The following is a 22,063-nucleotide window of genomic DNA, read 5'->3' as shown; positions in this document are numbered from 1 at the left end:
ACCAACGTGCTTCACCCGTCCTTACGGGAGCGCTCCCACGAGCGGATCAAACCCCGGAAAAGATTTTTGGGATTTGTACGCGGCGGCGTGCCACCCAACCGCAAAATCCCAGCTCCGGCCTCTCGGCAACGGCTGAGTGCGGCTCGAGGCCGCACTCAGCTTCCGGCCATGTGGGTGGTTCAGGCGTCGTACGACCCGTCAGCGATGTCCTCCAGCAGCGACGGCCGCGACGGCTTCCACGACAACACCGTGCGCGCCTTCTCGCCGGTCGCCTGCTGGTCGAGCAGCAGAGCCTCACCGAACAGGCCGAGACGCCGCACCAGCGACTCCGCCGTCTCGGGCCCGACACCTTGCAGGCCGAGCCGGCGCGCCACCGCCTCGCCGATCTCCCGCGTCGTCGGGTTGTCGCCGCCCACACCGAAGAAGGCCGAACCCGGCTCGGCCCGCTCCAGCGCCGCCACGTAGAGCTCGGCCAGGTCGTCCACGTGCACGGTGGTCCAGTGCTGGGTGCCCGGCCCGACGAAGGTGCCGGCCCGCGCCGCGGCCACCGCCACGGTGGGGATGCCACCGCCGTGGCCGTAGACGATGCCCGGCTCGATCAGGATCGACCGGATGCCCGGCGCCCGGAGCACCCGCGTGTCGACCGCCTCCCGCCATGCGGTCAGGGCCGGAGCGTCCCGCGGTGTGTCCTCGTCGATGACGCCCGGGCCATGGACCCAGATTCCGCCCGTACGGACGAAGGTCTTGCCCGAACCCAGCCCTTCGAGCACCGCCTCGGCGAAGGCGGTCTCGTCGTCCTTGCTGCTCGCCCCGCCCGGCGACGCCACCGTGACCACCGCGTCGGCCGCCGAGGCGAGCTGGGTGACCAGCGCGCGATCGGTGATGTCACCGACGACCGTGGCCGCACCCTTACCCCGTACAGCCAAGGCCTTTGTCTCGTCGCGCACCAGCGCGGTGACCGAATGACCCGCCGTGACCAGCGCCGGAAGCAGGGCCGACCCGATGTAGCCGGTCGCGCCGGCCAGAAGAATCTTCATGGGTAAAGAAGTACCCGCGCGGACTGACCGCCACCAACGAATAGTTGTGATCCCACTCATCGTGGTGGGCGATAAGCTGACCGGGTGGAACAGCGCCAGCTCCAGTTCTTCGTCGCCGTCGCGGAGGAGCTCAGCTTCACCCGCGCCGCCCGCCGCACCCACGCGGTCCAGTCGACGGTCTCGGCCAGCATCCGCGCGCTGGAGCGCGACCTCGGCGCTCCGCTGTTCGAGCGCAGCACGAGCAAGGTCACGCTCACCGAGGCCGGCAAGGCGCTGCTGCCCGAGGCCCGCCGCGCGCTGGACTCACTCGACCAGGCCCGCGAGGCGGTGAACGGCGTCCTCGGCGGCGTCACGGGCAGCCTGCGGGTGGGCACGCTCAGCGGCCTGACGGTGGTCGACCTGCGCTCGCTCGTCCGCGACTTCCGCGAGCGTTACCCCCAGGTCCAACTGAGCCTGAGCGTCGACGCGGCCGGCACGGACGGCCTCCTCGAAGGTCTGCGCGCGGGAACGCTGGACGTCGCTTTCGTGGGAGTTCAAAACCCGGTTCCCGGCGTACGCGTCGACCCGATCACGACATTCCATCCGCGCCTGCTCGTCCCGGCCCACCACCGCCTGGCCGCCCGGGACAGCGTGACCCGCTCGGAGGTGGCGACGGAGCCGTTCATCGACCTGCCGACGGGTTTCTGCAACCGCTCCCGCACCGACCTGGATTTCCGGGGCGCCGGCATCACCCGCCAGATAGCGGTGGAGGTCAGCGACCTGAGCACGGTCCCCAGCTTCGTCGAGTCGGGCATCGGCATAGCCCTGGTCCCACCATTGGTAACCGAGACCACCACAACGGTCGTCCCGATCCCGTTGGACCCACCGGCCGAGCCGTGGACGCTGGCCGTGGCCACGGCAGTCTCCATGGCCCCGACCAGGGCGACAAAGGCGTTCCTGGACCTGATCGACGCTCACGTGGTCCAGCGCGAACGCTACTGACAGTTCTCCCCACGAAGGTCCGCAACTCAATCACAGCCGGCCCGCGCACGGCAAAGCGCGTCGAGCATGCCGACCGCCCGCGTGCCGCTCGCCCTTGTGCTGGTCGCCGGCTAGTCCGATTGCGCGCGTTGCGGCAGTTTCGTTCATTCGGGTGCGCGCTTTGCGGCTGAACCGCTCGTCTCGTCGGCTTAGGTCTTTCGTCCTTCCGGCGACGCAAGAACCCTCGGCGGACCGGCACCTGCCGGCGCCCTCGGGCGTGGGGGAGGCGCTCACGCCGGTCGACATCCAATGGGCCGCCGTCCGGTGAGGCCTGATCGATCGCGAGGTGGCGCCGGCCGGGGTGGGGGTAAACGGCGACGCCGGCTGGCCGACCGAGGAACGTGCGATGCGCCGCGCTTCTTTTCGATGCAACAAACCTGCAAATGCTATTCATTGACCCTGATGGATGCTGAGTGGCATATTCGGGCTGTGTTGCGGTTGTGGGAGGCTGCAAATACGCGGGCAGATGTTGCAGAGATCGGCTGTAATTTCCGCGCCTGGGCTATCGCGGAGTCGTCTATCGCTCCAAGGAGAAAAGCTCATGTCAACCTCCCCTCGTGTGCGCTGGGCCGCCGGCGCCGGAATGACCGCCGCGCTGGTGTCGGCGGGAATCGCGCTCACCGTGGCCGACGCTCAAGCGGCCACGGTCTTCTCGGCCGACTTCGAGTCCGGGGCCGGCGGCTGGTCGAAATCGGGCGGCACCTGGACGGTCGTCGCCGACGGGTCGCAGGTTTTGCAGCAGTCCGACGCCGGAAGTGAACGGGCCCGCGAGTTCGCCGGTGACACGGCGTGGGCGAACTATTCGGTGCAGGCGCGGGTGAAGGCGACCTCGTTCGGGTCGAGCACCGGTGTGGTGGCTCTGACCGCGCGGGCGGCGGGGGCCACGAAGATGTACCGGCTGTCGCTCACCACCAGCCGGGTGCAGCTCGAGGCCATGAACGGCAGCACCGTCAAGGTGCTGGGCGGCGTCAGTCAGACGACCTCGACGAGCACCTGGTACACGCTGCGGCTCACCGTCGACGGCAGCACGATCAGCGGGACCGTGAACGGCGCGAGCGTCGGTTCGGCCACCGACACGTCGATCGCGGCCGGGCGGATCGGGCTGCTGACCGAGGCGGCGGCCGGGCGCTTCGACGATGTGGTCGTGGACTCATCAGGCGGAACGACGCCTCCCACCACGCCGCCGGCAACAACGCCACCACCCACGACTCCGCCGCCGACGACGCCGCCACCCACGAGCGGCGCGCTCTATGTCGCGCCGAACGGCAGCGCGTCGGCGGCGGGCACGCAGGACGCGCCGACGACACTGGCCAGCGCGATCACGCGGATCGCGGCCGGCGGGACGATCTACGTGCGAGGCGGTACCTACGCGTTCTCGCAGACGGTGACGATCGCGCCCGGGAACAACGGAACGTCATCGGCGCGGAAACTCCTCACGGCGTACCCCGGAGAAGTTCCGGTCCTGAATTTCGCCGCGCAGGCGGAAGACCCGGCCAATCGTGGGCTCGCGGTCAACGGCAATTACTGGCATGTGCGCGGAATCGTGGTCGAGCGAGCCGGCGACAACGGCATTTTCGTCGGCGGCAGCAACAACATCTTCGAGCGTACGATCACGCGATTCAACCGGGACAGTGGTCTGCAGATCTCGCGCATCGCGTCGGACACGCCGAACTCGCAGTGGCCGGCCAACAATCTCGTGCTCAGCGCGGAATCGCACGACAACGCCGACTCCGACGGTGAGGACGCGGACGGTTTCGCGGCCAAGCTGACGGTCGGTGGCGGGAACGTCTTCCGGTACGCGGTGTCGCACAACAACATCGACGACGGCTGGGACCTCTACACCAAGACGGACACCGGGCCGATCGGGGCGGTGACGATCGAGGATTCATTGTCGTACGCCAATGGGACGCTCACCGACGGCAGCCAGGCCGGCGCCGGCGACCGTAACGGCTACAAGCTGGGCGGCGAGGACATCGGCGTCAACCACACGATCCGGCGCAACATCGCCTATCGCAACGGCAAGCACGGCTTCACGTACAACCGGAACCTCGGCACCATGACGATCTCCAACAACATCAGCATCGACAACACGGAACGGAATTTCTCGTTCGACGGCGGGACATCGATTTTCCGTACGAACACCTCGTGCCGTTCCGGCAGCGGCTCCAACGACAAGATCGTCGGGAACAGCGACAGCTCCAACCAGTTCTGGAGCGGCACCAACGGCTCCCGGTGCGGCACGCTGTCGGGCGCGCTGGGCTGGTCCTACGCCTCCGACGGCAAACTGGTGGTGACCCTGGGCGGCCGGGTGGTCACGCCGTAGCGGGAACGGCGCCGGGCCGCCAGTCATCCACCGTGGTGACGGCGGCCTGCGCCGGGAAGACCTTCTCCACGAGCACCCGGTGGACCTCGGCGTCGTTGTCGAGGCAGGCGTCGGCCAGCACGGTGAGCTCGAAGTCGCGGTCGGCCGCCTCGCGCAGCGTGGACAGCACGACGCCGCTGGTGGCGATGCCGGTCAGCACGAGGTGGCCGATGCCCTGGGCGCGCAGGACGAGGTCGAGGTCGCTGCCGGCGAAGGCGCTGACGCGGCGCTTGGTGACCACGATGTCGCCGTCCTCCGGCGCGACGTCGGGGTGGATCGGGTTCGGCCCACCGGCGTACGGCGAACCGGCGAGACGGCCGAACATCCGGTTGCGCGGGCTGATCTCGGGACCGCCCGCCCGGAAGCCGACGGTCACGTAGATGACGGGGATGTCTCCCTCACCCCCGCGCCGGCGTGATGCCTCGGCCACCCGGCAGGCTCTGCTGGAAGCGGGCCGGGCCCGGTTCGCCCGGGTCGGCTACGAGAGCACGACCCTGCGCGACGTGGCGGCCGACGTCGGCGTCAATCTGGCGCTGATCAAGCGGTACTTCGGGTCGAAGGAAGGTCTCTTCAAAGCGGCCCTCAGCGCGCAGCCGCGCTTTCTCGCCGATCTGCCGCCCGGCCGGGAGGCGTTCGCTGCCGCCTTCAGCCGGCAGCTGGCCGCCGACGCCTGGCCCGAGTTCGGCGAACATCCGGTCCTGATGCTGCTGCGCGCCTCCGGCGATGAAGGGGTGAGCGCTCTGCGCCGCGAGGCTTTGCGAGATGCGGCCGTACGGCTTCTCGATGCTCTAAGCGTCTCGTCCGGCGGCCGGCCTCGGGGGAACGGGCCCGAAGGCCGCGCGCTTGTGGACGAGGCGGTGGTGGATGGTGGCGCTGTGGATGGTGTGGCTACGGACGCGTTGTTGCGGGCGGAGCTGTTGGTCGCGCTCGGGGTCGGTGTCGCTGTCCTGCGGTCGGCGGTGGGAGTGGAACCGCTGGCCGGCGCGTCGGCTGATCAGCTGGCCGGGCCGTTGCGGGGGATCGTGGACGGGCTGATTCCGCCGTCCGGGTGACGGGAAAGGGGCGTCACGGGGTCCAGCCGGCCAGGTTGCCGCCGGTTTCGCGGGAGATGACGGAGCCGGTCTCGAGGGCGGCGCCGAAGCGGGTCTGGTGGAGGTCGGTGAAGAAGTAGCACATCTCTTCGCAGTCGGCGTCGAGCACGGCCACGGCCGGATCGCGCTGGACGGCCTCGTAGAAGTCGCGGCCCAGGGCCACAATGTAGCCGCGGGCGTACAGGAAACCGTCGTCCGAGCCGTCGGTGACCTCGTGGATGTCGGCGCGGTCGATGTCGTGGAGCTTGCGTTCCAGGACGCGGTCGAGGTCGGCCAGGTCGGCGCTGGACAACTCGGCCGACAGCTCGGTCAGGGTGCTCAGGAACGAGGCCAGCCAGCCGTCGAGGGCGTACACCTCGAAATCCTCGTCGCCGGGATCGCGGGTGACCAGCGCCCGGCGCAGCTCGGCCGGCTCGGGGCCGAGGCTCTGCCAGGCGGACTCGATCAGAGCCCAGAACCGGTCCTCTTCGGCCGCCGTCGGCGCGCGGCCCGGCTTGTTCAGCGTCTCGTCCACGCGCGGGATGCTATCGCTCGTCCAAACTGGACGGACGGCGGCACCAGGATCGCAGGGCCCACCACCACCGAACCGTGCCGGAGAGCGACGGCGACTCGGCGAAACCGGTGAGATCGGTCAGGCGGTGGAGCCGGTAACGGACCGTGTTCGGGTGCAGGTGCAGCATGGACGCCGTCAGATCCAGCCGGTGGCCGTGGTCGAGGTAGGCCAGCGCGGTGGTGGCGAGCCGGCGGTGGAACTCGTCGGCCGGGTCCAGGGCGGCCAGCAGCTCCGCCGCCAGGAGGGAACCCAGAAGGGGTTGAGAAGCCAGCGCGGTCTCCGCGGCGAGGTCGGTCACCCAGCGGATTCCCGCCTCGGGGGAGGAGGCGCGCAGGGCGGTGAGGCAGAGGCGGTGGGCGGCCGGGGCGTGGGCGAGCGACAGCGCCGGGGTGGCGACGATCAGGATGGGCGGGCCGGCCGTGCGGCCCGTGGGCAGCCGGGGTGTCAGGCCGGCGATGCGGCCGTCCACCGGGGCCAGGACGCCGCCGCAGTGGGCGACCGCCTCCTCCAGGGCGCGGACCCGGGACGGGTCGGTCACGTCCGAGACCACGCAGTGGTAGCGGCCGTCCGCGCGCAGTCCGAACCGGGCCGGGTCGTCCTCGACCGACGTGTCGGCCAGCAGGATGCGGCGCAGCACCCGGATCCGGCCGGCGCGGTCGTCGCGGTCGAGCCCGCTCGCGGCCGACCGGTGGCCCTCGATGACGTGGCGTTCGAGCGCCCGGCCGTACGTCTCCAGCTTGAGCAGCCCGCGCAGCAGCGCCTCGTCCGCGATGCCGGCCGCGCGCCCCCGGTCGACGGCGATCTCGAGGAGGCGGCTGCGCCCGGCGTGCACCCCGGCGATGAGCCCGGCGACCGGAACTCCCCGCGCGGCCAGCTCGGCCCCGAACCGGCAGGCCGCGCTGAAGTCGACCTCGAACCCGAACGCCGCGTCGACCGACGAGGAGGAATGCGACGGCGCGTCCGGGGCTCGAAGAAACGCGTCGCAGCCGGCGGCCAGCAACGTGGCGACCTGGGAGGGGGTGGCCGCGGTGGGGCCGCCGGCCGCCCGGAGGACCTCGTCCACCAGCGCCTGGTCGTCGGCGAGGCCCCGGACCAGCTCGGTCAGCATCAGGCGCCTCCCTGGGCGTTGTGGATGGGTCACAACGCGGCGGCCCGGGCTTGGCCGCCGGCCTCTATCGATGCGAGAGATTCTCTTGTTTCGATGTCGTTACCGCAAGGTAACCCCCGGGAGGATGGCATGTTTGCCGGTCGAATGGTCGGGGCGGCCACGGCTGCCCTGCTGACGTTGACGCCACTGGCGAAACAGGACGAGCTGCGGGAGGTCATGTTCGTCGGCAACAACTGGGAGGGCACGGTCGACGTCATCCGGTCGAGCGGCGACTACGCGAAGATCGGGCGCCTGAATGTCGTGCCGGACCGGAACCAGCGCCTCACCGAGATCGCCCTCAACCCGGTCCGCCTGGCCTTCTTCCTCGGCATCCGGTCCGGTCCGGGCGAGGGGCACGACCAACTGGTCGACGACATGTACACCACGCCCGACGGCTCCGCCCTGGTCGCCTCGCGGCCCAGCTTCGCCGACGTGGTCTCGATCGATCTGGCCACCGGCGTGCTGAAGTGGCGCTTCCCGGTCTCCGGCTTCCGCAGCGACCACATGGCCGTCTCGCCCGACGGCCGTTCGGTGGCCGTCTCGGCCTCCACGTCCAACACCGTGCACGTGCTCGACATCGTCACCGGGCGCCAGCTCGGCTCGTTCACCGCCGGCGACAAGCCGCACGAGAACATCTACACCGGCGACGGCCGATATCTCTGGAACTCCTCGATCGGCGAGGTCAACACCGCGCTCGACGACCCCTGGCTCGATTTCACCAAGGGCGACCGCCACCTCACGATCGCCGACACCAGGACCTTCCAGGTCGTACGGACGATCGACATGCGCCAGAGGCTCGACGCGTTCGGGCGGCGCGACCTTTCCGACGCCGTGCGCCCCGCGGTGTTCACCCCGGACGAGTCGAAGCTGTACTTCCAGGTCTCGTTCTTCGCCGGCCTCATCGAGTACGACGTGGCCGCCGACCGGATCACCCGGATCAAGCCGCTGCCGCTGAACCCGGCCACCAGCACCGACCGCACCACCTGGGTCAACGACTCCCGCCACCACGGCCTGTCGATCAGCCCGGACGGCGCCAAGCTCTGCGTCGCCGGCACGATGGACGACTACGCCACCGTCGTCGACCGGGCCTCCTTGACCGAGGGCCCGCTGGTCGAGGCGTCCAAGCCTTATTGGGCCACGGTCAGCGGCGACGGCAAGGACTGCGTCATCTCCGAGTCCGGCGCCGACCGGGTGAGCGCCATCAGCTTCGCCACCGGCCGCCGGGTCGCCTCGGTCCCGGTCGGCGACCACCCCCAGCGCGTCCGCATCGGCCACCTCCCGGCGAGCTGGCAGTCTCCCGCATAGGAAAGAGGGAAGCCCCCGGCGGGATTGCCGGGGGCTTCTGGACGGCCGACGGGATCAGTGGCGGCCGACCAGCTCCGGGGTGGGAGCGGCGGGGGAGACCGGGGCCGCGTGCCGGCCCCGGGGGCGCATGAAGCGCGGCGCCCACCAGTTCTTGTCGCCCAGCAGCGTCATGAGCGACGGCAGGACCACGGCACGGATGATCGTCGCGTCCAGCAGGATCGCGGCGGCCAGGCCGATGCCCAGCTGCTTCATGTCGATGGTGCTCAGCGTGGCGAAGATGGAGAAGACCGCCACCATGACCAGGGCCGCGCTGCTGACCGTGCCGGCCGAGCCGGTGATGCCCTCGGCCACCGCCTCGCGGGTCGGCACGCCGCGCTGCACCGCCTCGCGGATGCGGCTCACCACGAAGACGTGATAGTCCATCGACAGCCCGAACAGGACCACGAACAGGAACAGCGGCAGCCACGTGACGATGGCGCCCATCGACTCGAAACCGAGCGGGCCTTCGGCCCAACTGCCTTGGAAGACCAGGACCAGCAGGCCGTACGCCGCACCGGCCGACAACAGGTTCAAGGCGATCGAGGTGAGCGCGACGACCACCGACCGGAACGTCCACGCCATCACCAGGAACGTCAACACGAGGACGAAGCCGGCCACCAGCGGCAGTGTCCGCCAGACGTGGGCCGCGTAGTCCTCGCTCTCGGCCACGCCGCCGCCCACCGCGTACTTCGCGCCGGGGATGCCGTCCAGGGCGGCCGGCACCAGCGTGTCCCGCAGCTTGTGCAGCGAGTCGGCCGCCTCGTCACTGCGGGAGGCGTACGGCGTCGCCACGTCGAGGACCGCGATCGTCTTGTCGGCCGACACCTTGATGTCCGGGCCGGTCTCCTCCAGCGGAGCGAACAGGGAATCGCCCTGCGTGCTCTGCGCGAGCTTGGTCAGCGCCGCCTTGACGTCGGCGGCCGACGACGCGGGGGCCTCGACGACGACGTCGTGTGCGGTGCCGTTGCTCGGATAGGCCGCGGTCAGCCGGTCGTACGCCTGCATCGCCGGGGTTGTCCGCGGAAGGTCCTCGGTGCCGGGGAACTTGAGCTTCATACCCAGCGCGGGCGCGGCCAGGGCGAGCAGGGCCAGGACGCTGACCAGGAGCGTGGCCGCCGGCCAGCGCAGCGCCGGGTGCAGGATGCGGCTCCAGACGCGGCTGCCGGACGACGAGGCCGAGCGGGCGCTGAGGCGCCACAGCAGCGGCACGCGGGGGCGGTCGACCCAGCGGCCCAGCTTGGCCAGCAGAGCCGGCAGGACGGTGAGCGAGCCGATGACCGCGACCGCCACGACCAGGATGGAGCCGACGGCGAGCGACGAGAACACGGCGTCCTGGGCCAGGAACAGGCCGGCCATGGCGATGATGACGGCGGTGCCGGAGACGACCACGGCGTGCCCGGAGGTCTCGGCGGCGACCTCGACCGCGTCGACGTGGCCGCGGCCCTTGGCCCGTTCCTCGCGTTCGCGCCGGACGTAGAACAGTGAGTAGTCGACGCCGACGGCCATGCCGATCAGCAGGATGACGCTGTTGGTGGTGTCGGTCGACGGGATCAGGTGCGAGGCCAGCGTGGACAGGCCCATCGCGGCCGCGACCGACATGAGGGCGAGCAGCACGGGCACGCCGGCCGCGATCAGCGCGCCGAAGACCAGGATGAGGATGGCCAGGGTGACCGGCAGGCTGAGGATCTCGGCCCGCTGGAAGTCCTTGCCGAGGGTGTCGTCGAGCGCCTTGCCGATGGTCGGCCCGCCGACCGGTTCCACGCGCAGCTCGGGATGCTTCTGCTGCACGGTGGCGATCGCGTCGTGCAGCGGGCCGACCCGGTCGGAGGCGGTGTCGGGGTCGCCGCTCATGGTGATCGGCACGAGCAGCGCCGTGCCGTCATGGGAGGGGATCGGCTCGCCCACCGCGGACACGCCGGTCGCGTTGCGCAGGGCGGCCGCCGCGTCGGCGGCCGCGCGATCGCCGGCCGCCTTGTCCAGCGCGCCGGACCTGGCCGTGATGAGCACGTTGTCCTCGGCCGGCGCCGAGTCGAACCCGCCCTTGTCGATCATCACGTAGGCCTGGCCGGCCTCGCCGATGGCACTGTCCTCGGCGGTCGCCTCCTTGGCCCCGGCCATGTTCCCGGCCATGAAGCACACCGCGACGAACGCCACCCACAGCGCGATGGCGCGCCAAGGATGCTCGGCGCTCCACCGCGCCACGCGTACTGTTACCGGCCGCTTACTCATTCGAGAGCCCCCCAGAAAGTTTTCTGTGTCGCACCTGAAATTAGGCAGCCATCCAGCTGGGAACATCCGGGCCGAACCCCCGTCGTCCCCCGAGGACTCCGTGGTGGACATCTGTCGGATAAGCAGCAGGAACGGCTCTCCAAAGCGGCCTAATCGGGCGTGTCGGCCGGAAAAGTCTCAGGGCTTTCCCCGGAATGCCCCTGAGGCGCGGCTGTATTAGCGTCGTCCACATGAGACAGCGAATAAGGTCGATGCTCGTCGCCGCGGCGACGATCGGCGGCGTGCTGTTCGGCGTCACGGGGCCCGCGAACGCGGTCGCGAACGGCGAACCCGTACCCATCGGCAAGTACGCCTTCTCCGTCAAACTGACCATGACCGGCATTCCCACGGCCGACGGCGGCAAGCGGAACAGCGCCTGCTCGGGCGCCCTGATCTCGTCGCGCTGGGTGATCACCGCGGGGCACTGCTTCCGGGACGCCGCCGGCGTCCGCGTGGAACGCCCGGTCGCCGACCTGACCACCGCCACGGTGGGCCGCACCGATCTGACCGACACCACACGCGGTCACGAGATCGAGATCGTCGCGGTCCGCCAGTCGCCGACCGCGGACGTCGCGGTCGCCAAGCTGGCGACGCCGGTGCGCGACATCCGCCCCATCAAGATCGGCCGCGCCGCCCCGGAGATCGGGACGATCGTCCGCCTCACCGGCTACGGCTCCACCACCAGCGTCAACCCGGCCCCGGTGACCCGGCTTCAGACCGGCCTGCTCGAGGTGGCCGAGCTGAGTGCCAACGTGACGGGTCTTCGGGGGTACGCCCCGGCGCCGGACACGACACCATGCCCGTACGACTCCGGCGCGCCGTTCTTCACCAAGCGCGGCGAGCTGGTGGCCGTGGTGAGCACGGGGCCGTCCTGCCCGCACACCGGCGTCGAGACCGCGGCCCGGACCGACAACATCGCCTCCTGGATCAGGCAAGCCACCCGCTAGAACGAGATTCAACGGCCGGCCGTGGGGAACAAACCCCACGGCCGGCTTTTGGCATGTGAGGACCGCCACGGTCGGTTACGGACCAAGATGGTCCAGAGCCGACTACTCTGGTCCGCATGCCGCGGCCCACCAAGCAGCAGATCGACGACGAGATCCTCGAAGCCGCCGCCAGCCTCTTCGCGCGGCACGGCTTCAAGGAGACCTCCGTGCAGCGCATCGCCGACGCGGTGGGCTATTCCAAGACCGGCCTGCTCCACCGATATCCGACCAAGGAGTCGCTGCAGCAGGCCGTCGTCGACAAGGCACTGAGCGCGGTCCGGGAGATCGCCGAGCAGGTCGAGGGCCTGCCGCCCGGCCCGGCCCGCGACCGCGCGGTGCTCGCCGAGATCGCCCAGCTGGCCATGGACTTCCCCGGGACGGTGGCCCTGCTGCTCTCCGGCCTGCAGAGCGACCCCGAGTCCGATCTCGGCCTGGCCCTGCACGAGCTCGGGCACGGCATCTTCGCCGCCTTCGCCCTCGAGCCCGAGTGCGACAACGCCCGCGCCATCCGCGTCGTGGGCGCCCTCGGCGCGCTCGTCCTGCTCGGCATCACCATGCGTGACAAGCCCCTGGTCGTCACCCTCGACGACCTGATCGCCGTCAGCTACGACGCGCTCGGCCACAAGTAAGGAATCGCTAATGGCAACGTTGCTGCATCGCCTGGGACTGGGCTCGGTACGACACAAGGCCATAGTCATGGTCGTCTGGCTGGCGGCGCTGATCGCCCTCGGCGTGGGCGCGGCGACACTGTCCGGCAAGACCGTGAACACGTTCGAGATCCCCGGCCAGGAGTCGACGGTCGCGCTCAAGCTGCTCCGCGAGCGGTTCGGCGCCGCCTCGGCCGGCGCGTCGGCCCAGGTGGTGTTCGAGGCCCCCGGCGGCGGCAAGATCACCGACCAGGCCAACGCGGCCAAGGTCGCGGCCACGGTCGAGAAGCTGGGCAAGCTGCCGGGCGTGCTCGCGGCCAGCAACCCGCTCGACCCGAAGTCGCCGACCGTCTCGCGCGACCAGAGCACGGCGTACAGCACCGTGAGCTACGGCGTGCAGAACTCGGAGATCACCCCCGAGGAGCGTGAGGCGCTGACCGCGGTGGTCGACGAGGCCCGCGCGGGCGGCCTGGCCGTCGAGGCGCGCGGCGACGCCACGCAGGAGTCCGGGGCCGACATCGGCGGCACGGGCGAGATCCTCGGTGTCGTGGTCGCGCTGGTGGTGCTCGCGGTGACGTACGGCTCCCTGGTCCTCGCCGGTATGAACCTGCTGACCGCGCTGGTCGGCGTGGCCATCGGCGCGCTCGGCATCACCACCCTGACCGGTTTCGTCGACCTGCAGTCGACCACCCCGATCCTCGCCATCATGCTGGGCCTGGCCGTCGGCATCGACTACGCCCTGTTCATCGTCACCCGGCATCGGCAGGAGCTCAGGCGCGGCCTGCCACCGGCCGAGGCGGCGGCGCTGGCGGTCGGCACGGCCGGATCGGCGGTGGTCACGGCCGGCCTGACCGTGGTGATCGCGCTGGCCGGCCTGTCGGTCGCCGGCATCCCGTTCCTCACCGAGATGGGCCTGGCCGCCGCGGCCACCATCGTGGTCGCCGTGCTCGTCGCGATCACCCTGCTCCCGGCGATCCTGGGCGCCCTCGGCATGCGGGCGCTGCCGAAGAAGGCCCGCTCCAACCCGGCCGCGGCGCCGGTGCGCGACCGCGGCTTCTTCCGCGGCTGGGCCGCCCTGGTCACCGGCAAGCGGGTGATCAGCCTGGTGCTGGCGGTGGCGGCGCTGGCGGTCGTCTCGATCCCGTTCTTCTCGCTGCGCACCACGCTCATCCAGAAGTCACCCGACGGCAGCAGCGCGGCCAAGGCCGACGCCATCATCGCCGAGCGTTTCGGCGCCGGCTTCGCCGGCCCGCTGCTGGTCCTGGTCGACGGTCAGGGTTCTTCGTCGTACGCCGCCACGGTCCAGCAGAAGGTGCAATCGCTCCCCGGCGTCGCGGTGGTGGCCCCGCCCCAGCCCAACCAGGCCGGCAACGCGGCCCTGATCACCATCATCCCGGCCTCGGGCCCGGAGGACACGGCCACGATCGACCTGGTCCACGCCATCCGCGACGACGTGGCCGACGGCCCCGACGCCAAGGTCTACGTCACCGGCACGACAGCGGTCAGCATCGACGTGTCGCAAAAGCTCGACGAGGCCCTGCCGCGCTACCTGATCCTGGTCGTGGGCCTGGCCTTCATCCTGCTGGTGCTGGTCTTCCGCTCACTGCTGGTCCCGGTCGTAGGCGTCCTGGGCTTCCTGCTGACCATCGGCTCGGCGCTGGGCGCGACGGTCGCGGTCTTCCAGTGGGGCTGGCTGTCCGGCCTGGTGAACGCCCAGACCACCGGCCCGCTGCTGAGCCTGGCCCCGATCATCATCGTGGGCATCCTGTTCGGCCTGGCCATGGACTACCAGGTCTTCCTGGTGTCACGAATGCACGAGGCCCACGCACACGGCGCCTCCCCCCGCGACGCGGTGGTGACAGGTTTCAAGCAGGCGGCCCCCGTGGTGGTGGCAGCGGCGACAATCATGTTCTCGGTCTTCGCCGGCTTCGTCCCCGAGGGCAACGACACGATCAAGCCGATCGCGTTCGCCCTGGCCATAGGCATCCTGTTCGACGCCATCGTGGTCCGCATGATCCTGGTACCGGCCGCCATCGCCTTGCTGGGCCGCTCGGCGTGGTGGCTGCCGCGCTGGCTGGGCTGGCTCCCGGTGGTCGACGTGGAGGGCGCCGCCTTGGAACGGGAAACCCCCACGAAGCGAGACGAGGAGCAGGCCCTCACCCCGTCCTGACACCGACCCGGCGCCCGCCCACCCGGCGGGCGCCGTTCGGGGTCGTGAGGCGAGGCAGACGACGCCGCATGCTCGGGGGCCGGCGATCGGCGGGTCGAAGGCTCAGGCTGAAGATCGGCGGATCCGAGGCGCGCGGGCCGAGATCGGCGGTCTAAGGCGAGGGCCGGATGAGGGCGATATCGTAAATATCCGGAAGTAAGCGGCCAAATGACCAGCGTGACAGCCGTTCGGTTGCTGGAATTGAGGGCATGTGGCCGGAGTCTGAAGTTGAAGCGAGCGGGTTACCCGGTGCCGAGGTCCGCGGCGCGCTGGAGACCTGGCGCGAAGGGCTGGTCGACCTGACCGGCGCCAACCCGCTTCTCAACTTCGCCCGGATCGCTTCGGCCTCCGTCGAGATCAGTGGGCCCTCGCCCAAGGCGATCGTCAAAGTTCTCCAGGAGGGCGGCGGCTACGCCTTCGAGAACGACGGGTCGGCGCATGTTCTGCGCACCGATCTGCCCGACGAGGTGCTCGGCGCTCTTCTGCACCGGTTCTACCGGCGTTCCCGGGCCGAACTTCAGGACCGTGGCGTGTCACCGCTCTACCTCGGCGTCGGCATGATGCACTGGTCGGACGACGACGGGTCGCCGTACGAAAGCCCCATTCTCTTGATCCCGGTCGAGATCGACCCCACCGGGCCCAAGCTGGTCGCCCGGCCCGAGGATCCGATCGTCAATCCGGCCCTCGTGATCCGGATGGCCGACCTCGACATCGAGATCCCCGAGATCAATTCGCTGGCCGAGCTCGATGTGACCGTGCTCTGGGCCAAGGTCGACGTGGCCATCGGTGAGCGGCGTGGGTGGTACGCCGACGAGACCGTGGTGCTGGCTTGTCTCAGCGTGCACCGCGAGGCGATGTACTACGACCTCTACGAGAACGAGCCGCACATCGTCGAGCACCCCGTCGTGCGGGCCCTCGCCACCCATGACGCCGACCGGGCGTTCGCCTTCGAGCCGATCGCGCCGGAGAAGATCGATCAGGTCGCGCCGCCCGAGGACACGCCGCTGCTGCTCGACGCCGACGCCTCCCAGCGGGTGGCCGTCGCCGCCGCCCTGGCCGGGCGCAGCTTCGTGCTCGACGGGCCGCCCGGCACCGGCAAGTCGCAGACCATCGCCAACATCGTCGGCGGGCTGCTGCACGCCGGCAAGCGCGTTCTCGTCGTCTCCGAGAAGGCGGCCGCGCTCGACACCGTGCAGCGCCGCCTCACCGGCGCCGGGCTCGGCAACTATCTGCTCGCCCTGCACAGCAACCTGGTCGGCCGGCGTGAGGTGGCCACCGCCCTGGCCGCCTCGCTGGAGACCGATCCGCCGGCGCTGGCGACCATGGACCCGATAGACCGGCGGGCGGTCCGGGAGCGGCGGGAGCGCCTCAGCGCGTACGCCGAAGCCTTGAACCGCGTTCGTCAGCCGCTCGGCCGGAGCCTGTTCGACGTGCTGGGCGTCTGCACGCGGTTGCTCGGCGCGCCGGCCGCGCCGGTCGCCACCATCAACCCGCAGGACCTGACCGCCGAGTCGCTCTACCGCATCCGCGACGCCGTGGCCCGGCTCGGGCGGGTGAGCAGCGAGAGCTACCTGTGGCGCGAGGCCATCGACCGCGAGCCGCTCGACGGGCGGCTGCGCCAGGCCCTCACCTCGCTGACCAAGCTGGCCGAGGCGGTCATCGCCAACTCCACCCTGGCCGACGCGTTCGACCTGCACGAGCCGGCCGGCGCGGCCAAGCTCGCCGCCCTCGCCGGGCACGCCGCCAAGCGGCCGCCCAAGGTCGAGGAGGAATGGCTCACCATCGAGAGCCTGGCCCCGGTGCAGAAGGCGGCCACCGACCTCACCCACCACCTGGCCGCGCTGCGCTACGGCGGCATCCCGTGGGCCGAGCTGCCGTCGGCCGAGGAGCTGACCGGCGTGCCGGACCTCTCCGAGCTGGTGCCCGAGGCCGTCGACCTGGGCCCGCTCAACGCCGCCCAGGCCGACCACCTGGCCAACAAGTTCGCCGAGGAGGCCGACCGCCTGGAGGGCCGGCACGAGAGCATGGACCGGGTCACCGCCCGGCTCGGCCTGCCCAACGTGGTCACCTTCCCCGACTCGGCCCGCGTCATCACCATCGCCGACCTGATCGGCCGGGAGCACAAGCCGGAGGCGGCCTGGTTCGAGCCCGGCGGCATGGCCAAGGCGCACGCCGCCGTCCGGGCTCTGCGGCTGGCCGTCGAGGCGGTCGCCGAGACCGAGGCCCAGGCCCGGCTGCACTTCAGTGAGGAGGTGCTCAACGAGCCGGTCACCGAGATCGCCGACCGGCTCACCCGGCACCGCGGCCCGCGCAAGCTGCTGCGGCCCTATCGCCGGGCCAAGGACGCCGCCGTCGAGGCGGCCCGGCCCGAGGTCAAGCCGGCCGAGGCGATCGCCAACGTCGAGGACGCCGCCGCCTGGAAGCAGGCCCTGGCCGAGCTGGCCGACGTCGAGGCCGAGCACGCCGAGATCCTGGGACGGCACTGGAACGGCCGCGACACCGACTTCGCGGCCATCCAGCACGCCCTGCACAACGCGGACGAGGTCATCCGTGAGGTGCCGGCCGACGCGCTGCCCGCGGTGACCGTGCACGTCTGCGCGCCCCGCCCGAACAGCGCCCTGCTGCGCATCGTCGGCGAGGCCAGGGACGAGTTCACCCGATTCCGTACGACCCTGCGCGCCGCACCCGCCCGCGCGCCCCGCCCCGAGCTGGGGGAGGGGCCGATCGCCGACGCCGTCACCTGGCTGCGCGCGCACATCGCCCCGCTGCACGCGGCGGCCGAGATGATCCGCGCCTACAGCGTGCCCACCGGCCGCGACCTCACCCTGACCGAGGCCCGTGAGATCGCCGCCCAGCGGCAGAAGGCCACCGACGCCGAGACGGCGATCTGGGCCGACGCCGCCGCCCACGCGGCCGTGCTGGGCTCGGTCTACCGCGGCACCAAGACCGACGACGAGGTGATGAACGAGATCGTCGCGTGGACCGCGCACGCCCGGCGCGTGCTCACCGGCGAGGACGCCCCGCTCAGCCCCGCTCAGGCCCACTCCCTGATGGAGGCCCACCCGACCGAGGGCCTGCCGGCCGCGGTGGCCGGCTGGGAGTCGGCCCGCGGCCAGGTGCTCGACGCGTTCGGCCCGGCCCGGCACGGCGAGCTGGTCGAGCGGCTGGGCGACTACGACAACGCGCGTGACCTGCTGGTCGAGCTGCTGCACGACACCGAGGGGCAGCACGAGTGGTTCCGCCACGAGGACGCGCGGAGCGTGCTGGTCGAGCACGGGCTGGAGGGCGCCCTCGCGTACTGCGCCGGCGAGGACATCTCGGTCGAGCACGTGTGGCCCGTACTGGAAAGAGCTCTGTTGCGGGGTTGGGCCGACGCCGTGATCCGGGACGACCCCGGGCTGCACCCGTCGTCGGCCGAGGAGCGCGCGCACATCGTCGAGGTGTTCCGGCTGCTCGACAACGAGCTGACCGCGGCCGCGCTGGCCGACATCGTCTACGCCGTGGAGGCCCGCCGCCCGTCGTCGTCGGCCACCGGCGAGCCCGGCATCCTGCGGCGCGAGGGCAACAAGCAGAGCGGCCACCTGGCCGTGCAGGAGCTGCTGGCCCAGGCCCGCCACTCGGTGCAGGCGCTCAAGCCCTGCCTGCTCATGTCGCCGCTCGCGGTCAGCCGCTATCTGCCGCCCGAGATGGAGTTCGACATGGTCATCCTCGACGAGGCGTCGCAGGTGACCACGGCCGACGCCATCAACTGCATCTACCGCGGCGACGCGCTGGTGGTCTCCGGCGATCACCAGCAACTGCCGCCCACCTCGTACTACGACCGGGTCGAGGACGACGTCGACGACTTCCCGTCCATCCTCGAGCTGGCCCGCGACACCTTCCCGGTGCTGCACCTGACGTGGCACCACCGCAGCAGCCACGAGGCGCTGTTCGCCTTCGCCGACCTCGCCTACTATCACGGCCGGCTGGTCAGCCTGACCCGGGCCTATCCGCAGGAGCCGGACCACGGCGTCGAGATGTACCTGGTGGACGGCGTCTACCGGCGGCAGACCACCTCGGACAACCCGATCGAGGCGGACGCGGTGGCCGAGCGGGTGCTGCACCACTACACGACCCGTCCCGGCCAGACCTGCGGCGTGGTGACGCTGTCGGTGGCGCAGGCCGACGCGATCGACGACGCCGTGCGCCGGGCGGTGGCCGAACGACCCGACCTGGAGCACTTCTTCACCGACGACGACCGGCTCACCGGCTTCTTCGTGAAGAGCCTGGAAGCGGTGCAGGGCGACGTCCGCGACGTGATCATCCTGTCCGTCGGCTACGGCTACGACGAGAACGACAAGATCAGCACGAACTTCGGCGCGCTCAACCGCCCGATGGGCTGGCGCCGCCTCAACGTGGCCATCACCCGCGCCTCACGCCGCATCGAGGTCGTCTCCTCGATCCGCTCGGGCGACGTGCCGGACATGGGCAACGAGAGCGTGCGTCATCTCAAGGCCTATTTGGAGTACGCCGAGAGGTCCGCCGCCACGCTCGGGCGCGACATCTCCGATCGCGAGGGCGCGTCGCCGTTCGAGGACACGGTGTCGGCCGCGCTGGTCGAGTGGGGTCATCGGGTACGCCGTCAGGTCGGCGCCGCCGGTCACTGGATCCCCCTGGCCGTGCTGCATCCGGGCGAGGAGAAGGACGTCTTCGCGCTCGGCATCGAGTTCGACGGCCCCGAGTACGCCCGGGTCCCGTCGGCCCGCGAGCGCGACCGCCTGCGCGACGAGGAGCTGCGCGAGCTCGGCTGGCACGTGCACCGCGTCTGGTCGGTGGCCTGGTATCAGGATCCCGAGGCCGAGAAGGAGCGGTTGCGGCTGGCCATCGAACGGGCCCTGGCCGACCCGGTCGGCGTCGAACAGCTGGCGGCGCCCACGCCATACCGGACGATTTCCGGCGAACTGCTGCCGCCGGTTCACTCCGACGAGGACGTACCACTAACGAGTGAATAGCCGGTATTCGCGCATGGTGATCTCTTCGCCGGGTAGGCGTGCCCGTTCATGTACACGCGTCGTTGGCCGGTCATGCAGAGCCGACCTCAGCATGCCCTTCTGGCCCTCGCCTGCGAGGCCGTCGTCACGTTCCGCGAACTGCCGCTCGGTGCAGGCGGTCATGCTTAGACGCCACCCGTTCGCCCGCCGCCCGGTCCGAGAAGGCCGAGTAGCGGTCACGGCGGACGTCGACAACGTTGTCACCACCGTGACCGTGCGGGGATCGTGGGGCCGGTCGCTGAGCCGGGACGCGTTCCTGGCCCTCAAGAGATCACTGGGCGGGCACCCCGGCGCGGTGATCATCGACCTCTGCGATCTCGACGACCCGCACGCGGCCAGCGCCCTCACCTGGATCACGGCCCGCCGGGTGGCCGACGCCATGGACCCGCCCGTGCACGTGGTGGCCTGCGCGCCGCCCACCGGCGTGCTCGCCGACCGCCTGGAACGACTCGGCGCCGCGTACTACCTGCCCACCTACGCCGACCAGGGCCGGGCCCGCGCCGCCGTGACCGCCGCCCGCCCGCACACCGACCAGCGGCGCCTGGCCCTGCCGCCCGATCCGGACACCCCGGCCCTGGCCCGGAACCTGGTCACCGAGGCCTGCGCGGCCTGGCACCTGCCGCCCGGCGTGCTCTATCCGGCCCGGCTCGTGATGAGCGAGCTCGCCGGCAACGCGGTCGAACACGCCCGCACGCCGATCGTGGTCGTCGTCCTGCGCCGCGACGAAGGTGTGCACCTGGTCGTCAACGACCGCGACCCGCGCCTGCCCACCCTGCTCCCGATACCGAAAGAGCCGCCGGGCGACCTGTGGAACGCCCGCGGCCAGGGGCTGCGGACCGTCCAGGCGGCCTCGGCGGCGTGGGGAGCCCTGCCGACAGCGGAGGGGAAGATGGTCTGGGCGACCGTCTTCCCCTCGTGACTATCGCTTGGCCGTGACCTTTTCCGGTTCCACCTGCGTCGTCGACACCTCATCGACGGGCGGCTCCTCGGCCAGGCGGGCCCGTTCGAACGGGTTGCCGTACTCGTGCATGGCCTTTCTCGCGAAGGCCTGCTGCTCGGTGGCCACCCGCTCGGACCGGCCGCGGCCCAGGAAGCTGACCGCCCAGTGCACCACCGTGGTGAACCTGTTCTTGAAACCGACCAGGTAGAACACGTGCACGACGAGCCACATCACCCAGGCCAGGAAGCCCGACAGGCGGATCTTGCTGCCGATGCTGGCGACCGCGGAGAACCGCGAGATCGTCGCCATGCTGCCCTTGTCGAAGTATTTGAACGGCTCGCCCGGGGGCTTGCGCCGCAGCCGGCCCTTGATGGTCTGACCGGCGTACTTGCCGCCCTGGATGGCGACCTGGGCGACACCGGGCAGCGGGCGCCCGGTCGACGGGTCGTTCAGGTTCATCATGTCGCCCAGCACGAAGATCTCCGGGTGACCCGGGACCGTCAGATCGGGGTTGACCATGATGCGCCCGGCCCGGTCGACCTCGGCCCCCGTGGACGCCGCGATCTTGCGGGCCAGCGGGGGAGCGGACACACCGGCCGCCCACACCTTCGTCATCGACGGGATGCGCTGGTGACCGCGCTCCGACTCGACCTCGATGCCGGTGCGGTCGACGTTGACCACCTTGGTGTTCAGCTCGACCTCGACGCCCATCTTGTGCAGCTGGGCCAGGGCCCGCGTCGACAGGTGGTCGCCGAACGTGTTCAGCACCGCGCCCACCGCGTCGATCAGGATGATCCGGGCCCGGCGCGGGTCGATGTGCTTGTACTGCCCCGGCAGGTTGCGGTGGGCCAGCTCGGCGATCTGACCGGCCATCTCGACACCGGTCGGGCCGGCGCCGACGACCACGAAGGTCAGCCAGCGCTCCTTGGCCTCGTCGTCGGTCTGGAGATCGGCGATCTCGAAGGCGCCGAAGATCTTGGCACGCAGCTCGAGCGCGTCGTCGATGCTCTTCATGCCCGGCGCGTTGTCCGAGAAATGATCATTTCCGAAGTACGACTGCGAGGCGCCGGCGGCGACGATCAACGAGTCGTACTCGACCGTGTAGTCGATGCCGGGGCCGGCCACGGAGATGACCTTGTTTTCGGTGTCGACGCTCTCGGCCCAGCCGAGCTTCACGTCGACGTTGTCCTGGCCCCGCAGAACCTCGCGGATCGGCGGTGCGATCTCTCCCTCGGACAGGACGCCGGTGGCCACTTGGTAGAGCAAAGGCTGGAACAAGTGGTACGCGGTGCCGTTGATGAGCGTGATGTCGACGTTGGCATTGCGCAGCGCCTTGATCGCGAAAAGACCCCCGAAGCCGGCGCCGATCACTGCCACCCGATGCCGCTGCATTGACACTCCCTCGGTGCTCGGTGACTCGTCTAGTAGA

15 protein-coding genes are annotated in these 22,063 nt (G+C 70.7%); 9 read left to right on the top strand and 6 right to left on the bottom strand.

What is annotated here, in order from left to right:
* Positions 1-179 precede the first annotated feature (179 nt).
* The gene (locus tag ACFY36_RS08875; protein WP_499745341.1) at positions 180-1,037 is read right to left on the bottom strand and encodes an NAD-dependent epimerase/dehydratase family protein; all 858 of its coding nucleotides are present in this window, start codon (positions 1,035-1,037) and stop codon (positions 180-182) included.
* Between the two features lie 84 nt (positions 1,038-1,121).
* On the opposite strand from ACFY36_RS08875, the gene ACFY36_RS08870 reads away from it, so the two are divergent.
* Together ACFY36_RS08870 and ACFY36_RS08865 are read left to right on the top strand one after the other, a co-directional pair.
* A complete protein-coding gene (locus tag ACFY36_RS08870; RefSeq protein WP_499745340.1) occupies positions 1,122-2,018 on the top strand; it encodes a LysR family transcriptional regulator in 897 nt (298 codons plus the stop codon).
* A gap of 580 nt (positions 2,019-2,598) precedes the next feature.
* Positions 2,599-4,380 carry a right-handed parallel beta-helix repeat-containing protein gene (locus ACFY36_RS08865; protein ID WP_499745339.1) on the top strand — a complete coding sequence of 594 codons (1,782 nt, stop codon included), beginning with the start codon at positions 2,599-2,601 and terminating at the stop codon, positions 4,378-4,380.
* Here the strand turns inward: ACFY36_RS08865 and ACFY36_RS08860 are convergent.
* The gene (locus ACFY36_RS08860) at positions 4,370-4,849 is read right to left on the bottom strand and encodes a cysteine hydrolase family protein (protein ID WP_499745338.1); all 480 of its coding nucleotides are present in this window, start codon (positions 4,847-4,849) and stop codon (positions 4,370-4,372) included. The two genes, ACFY36_RS08865 and ACFY36_RS08860, sit on opposite strands and share 11 nt — an antisense overlap.
* Between ACFY36_RS08860 and ACFY36_RS08855 the strand changes: the two genes are divergently transcribed.
* Positions 4,800-5,471: a TetR/AcrR family transcriptional regulator gene (locus tag ACFY36_RS08855; protein ID WP_499745337.1), complete on the top strand. Its 672-nt coding sequence runs from the start codon at positions 4,800-4,802 to the stop codon at positions 5,469-5,471. The two genes, ACFY36_RS08860 and ACFY36_RS08855, sit on opposite strands and share 50 nt — an antisense overlap.
* 13 nt (positions 5,472-5,484) lie before the next feature.
* Here ACFY36_RS08855 and ACFY36_RS08850 read toward each other — a convergent pair whose 3' ends face one another.
* Together ACFY36_RS08850 and ACFY36_RS08845 are read right to left on the bottom strand one after the other, a co-directional pair.
* Positions 5,485-6,024 carry a DUF4240 domain-containing protein gene (locus ACFY36_RS08850; protein WP_499745336.1) on the bottom strand — a complete coding sequence of 180 codons (540 nt, stop codon included), beginning with the start codon at positions 6,022-6,024 and terminating at the stop codon, positions 5,485-5,487.
* Positions 6,025-6,034: 10 nt separating this feature from the next.
* Positions 6,035-7,171 (bottom strand): helix-turn-helix domain-containing protein, encoded by a 1,137-nt coding sequence (locus ACFY36_RS08845; RefSeq protein WP_499745335.1) that lies wholly within the window; start codon positions 7,169-7,171, stop codon positions 6,035-6,037.
* A gap of 129 nt (positions 7,172-7,300) precedes the next feature.
* Here ACFY36_RS08845 and ACFY36_RS08840 point away from each other — a divergent pair, with 129 nt between their 5' ends.
* A complete protein-coding gene (locus ACFY36_RS08840) occupies positions 7,301-8,515 on the top strand; it encodes a YncE family protein (RefSeq protein ID WP_499745334.1) in 1,215 nt (404 codons plus the stop codon).
* A 54-nt stretch (positions 8,516-8,569) separates the two neighbouring features.
* Here the strand turns inward: ACFY36_RS08840 and ACFY36_RS08835 are convergent, their stop codons facing one another.
* Positions 8,570-10,756: an MMPL family transporter gene (locus ACFY36_RS08835; protein ID WP_499745333.1), complete on the bottom strand. Its 2,187-nt coding sequence runs from the start codon at positions 10,754-10,756 to the stop codon at positions 8,570-8,572.
* Positions 10,757-11,013: 257 nt separating this feature from the next.
* Here ACFY36_RS08835 and ACFY36_RS08830 point away from each other — a divergent pair, with 257 nt between their 5' ends.
* From ACFY36_RS08830 to ACFY36_RS08810, 5 genes are all read left to right on the top strand, one after another.
* On the top strand, positions 11,014-11,769 hold the full coding sequence (locus tag ACFY36_RS08830) for a S1 family peptidase (RefSeq protein ID WP_499745332.1): 756 nt from the start codon (positions 11,014-11,016) through the stop codon (positions 11,767-11,769).
* Between the two features lie 116 nt (positions 11,770-11,885).
* On the top strand, positions 11,886-12,437 hold the full coding sequence (locus ACFY36_RS08825; protein WP_499745331.1) for a TetR/AcrR family transcriptional regulator: 552 nt from the start codon (positions 11,886-11,888) through the stop codon (positions 12,435-12,437).
* Between the two features lie 10 nt (positions 12,438-12,447).
* Positions 12,448-14,625 carry an MMPL family transporter gene (locus tag ACFY36_RS08820; RefSeq protein ID WP_499745330.1) on the top strand — a complete coding sequence of 726 codons (2,178 nt, stop codon included), beginning with the start codon at positions 12,448-12,450 and terminating at the stop codon, positions 14,623-14,625.
* Between the two features lie 248 nt (positions 14,626-14,873).
* A complete protein-coding gene (locus ACFY36_RS08815; RefSeq protein WP_499745329.1) occupies positions 14,874-19,655 on the top strand; it encodes a PDDEXK-like endonuclease domain-containing protein in 4,782 nt (1,593 codons plus the stop codon).
* Between the two features lie 160 nt (positions 19,656-19,815).
* On the top strand, positions 19,816-20,613 hold the full coding sequence (locus ACFY36_RS08810) for an ATP-binding protein (RefSeq protein ID WP_499745328.1): 798 nt from the start codon (positions 19,816-19,818) through the stop codon (positions 20,611-20,613).
* Here ACFY36_RS08810 and ACFY36_RS08805 read toward each other — a convergent pair whose 3' ends face one another.
* Positions 20,614-22,026 carry an NAD(P)/FAD-dependent oxidoreductase gene (locus ACFY36_RS08805; protein ID WP_499745327.1) on the bottom strand — a complete coding sequence of 471 codons (1,413 nt, stop codon included), beginning with the start codon at positions 22,024-22,026 and terminating at the stop codon, positions 20,614-20,616.
* Positions 22,027-22,063: the final 37 nt, after the last annotated feature.

The organism is Actinoplanes sp. NPDC000266 (assembly GCF_042899005.1).
Taxonomy (GTDB): Bacteria; Actinomycetota; Actinomycetes; order Mycobacteriales; family Micromonosporaceae; genus Actinoplanes.
The sequence above is the reverse complement of the archived record's forward strand: the minus strand, read 5'-3'. Positions and strand labels throughout refer to the sequence as shown.

Bases quoted from the DNA above. Each gene is read 5' to 3' on its own strand.
- ACFY36_RS08875 (WP_499745341.1), bottom strand. From the start codon at position 1,037: ATGAAGATTCTTCTGGCCGGCGCGACCGGCTACATCGGGTCGGCCCTG.
- ACFY36_RS08865 (WP_499745339.1), top strand. From the start codon at position 2,599: ATGTCAACCTCCCCTCGTGTGCGCTGGGCCGCCGGCGCCGGAATGACC.
- ACFY36_RS08855 (WP_499745337.1), top strand. From the start codon at position 4,800: ATGACGGGGATGTCTCCCTCACCCCCGCGCCGGCGTGATGCCTCGGCC.
- ACFY36_RS08845 (WP_499745335.1), bottom strand. From the start codon at position 7,171: ATGCTGACCGAGCTGGTCCGGGGCCTCGCCGACGACCAGGCGCTGGTG.
- ACFY36_RS08840 (WP_499745334.1), top strand. From the start codon at position 7,301: ATGTTTGCCGGTCGAATGGTCGGGGCGGCCACGGCTGCCCTGCTGACG.
- ACFY36_RS08830 (WP_499745332.1), top strand. From the start codon at position 11,014: ATGAGACAGCGAATAAGGTCGATGCTCGTCGCCGCGGCGACGATCGGC.
- ACFY36_RS08825 (WP_499745331.1), top strand. From the start codon at position 11,886: ATGCCGCGGCCCACCAAGCAGCAGATCGACGACGAGATCCTCGAAGCC.
- ACFY36_RS08820 (WP_499745330.1), top strand. From the start codon at position 12,448: ATGGCAACGTTGCTGCATCGCCTGGGACTGGGCTCGGTACGACACAAG.
- ACFY36_RS08815 (WP_499745329.1), top strand. From the start codon at position 14,874: ATGTGGCCGGAGTCTGAAGTTGAAGCGAGCGGGTTACCCGGTGCCGAG.
- ACFY36_RS08810 (WP_499745328.1), top strand. From the start codon at position 19,816: ATGCTTAGACGCCACCCGTTCGCCCGCCGCCCGGTCCGAGAAGGCCGA.
- ACFY36_RS08805 (WP_499745327.1), bottom strand. From the start codon at position 22,026: ATGCAGCGGCATCGGGTGGCAGTGATCGGCGCCGGCTTCGGGGGTCTT.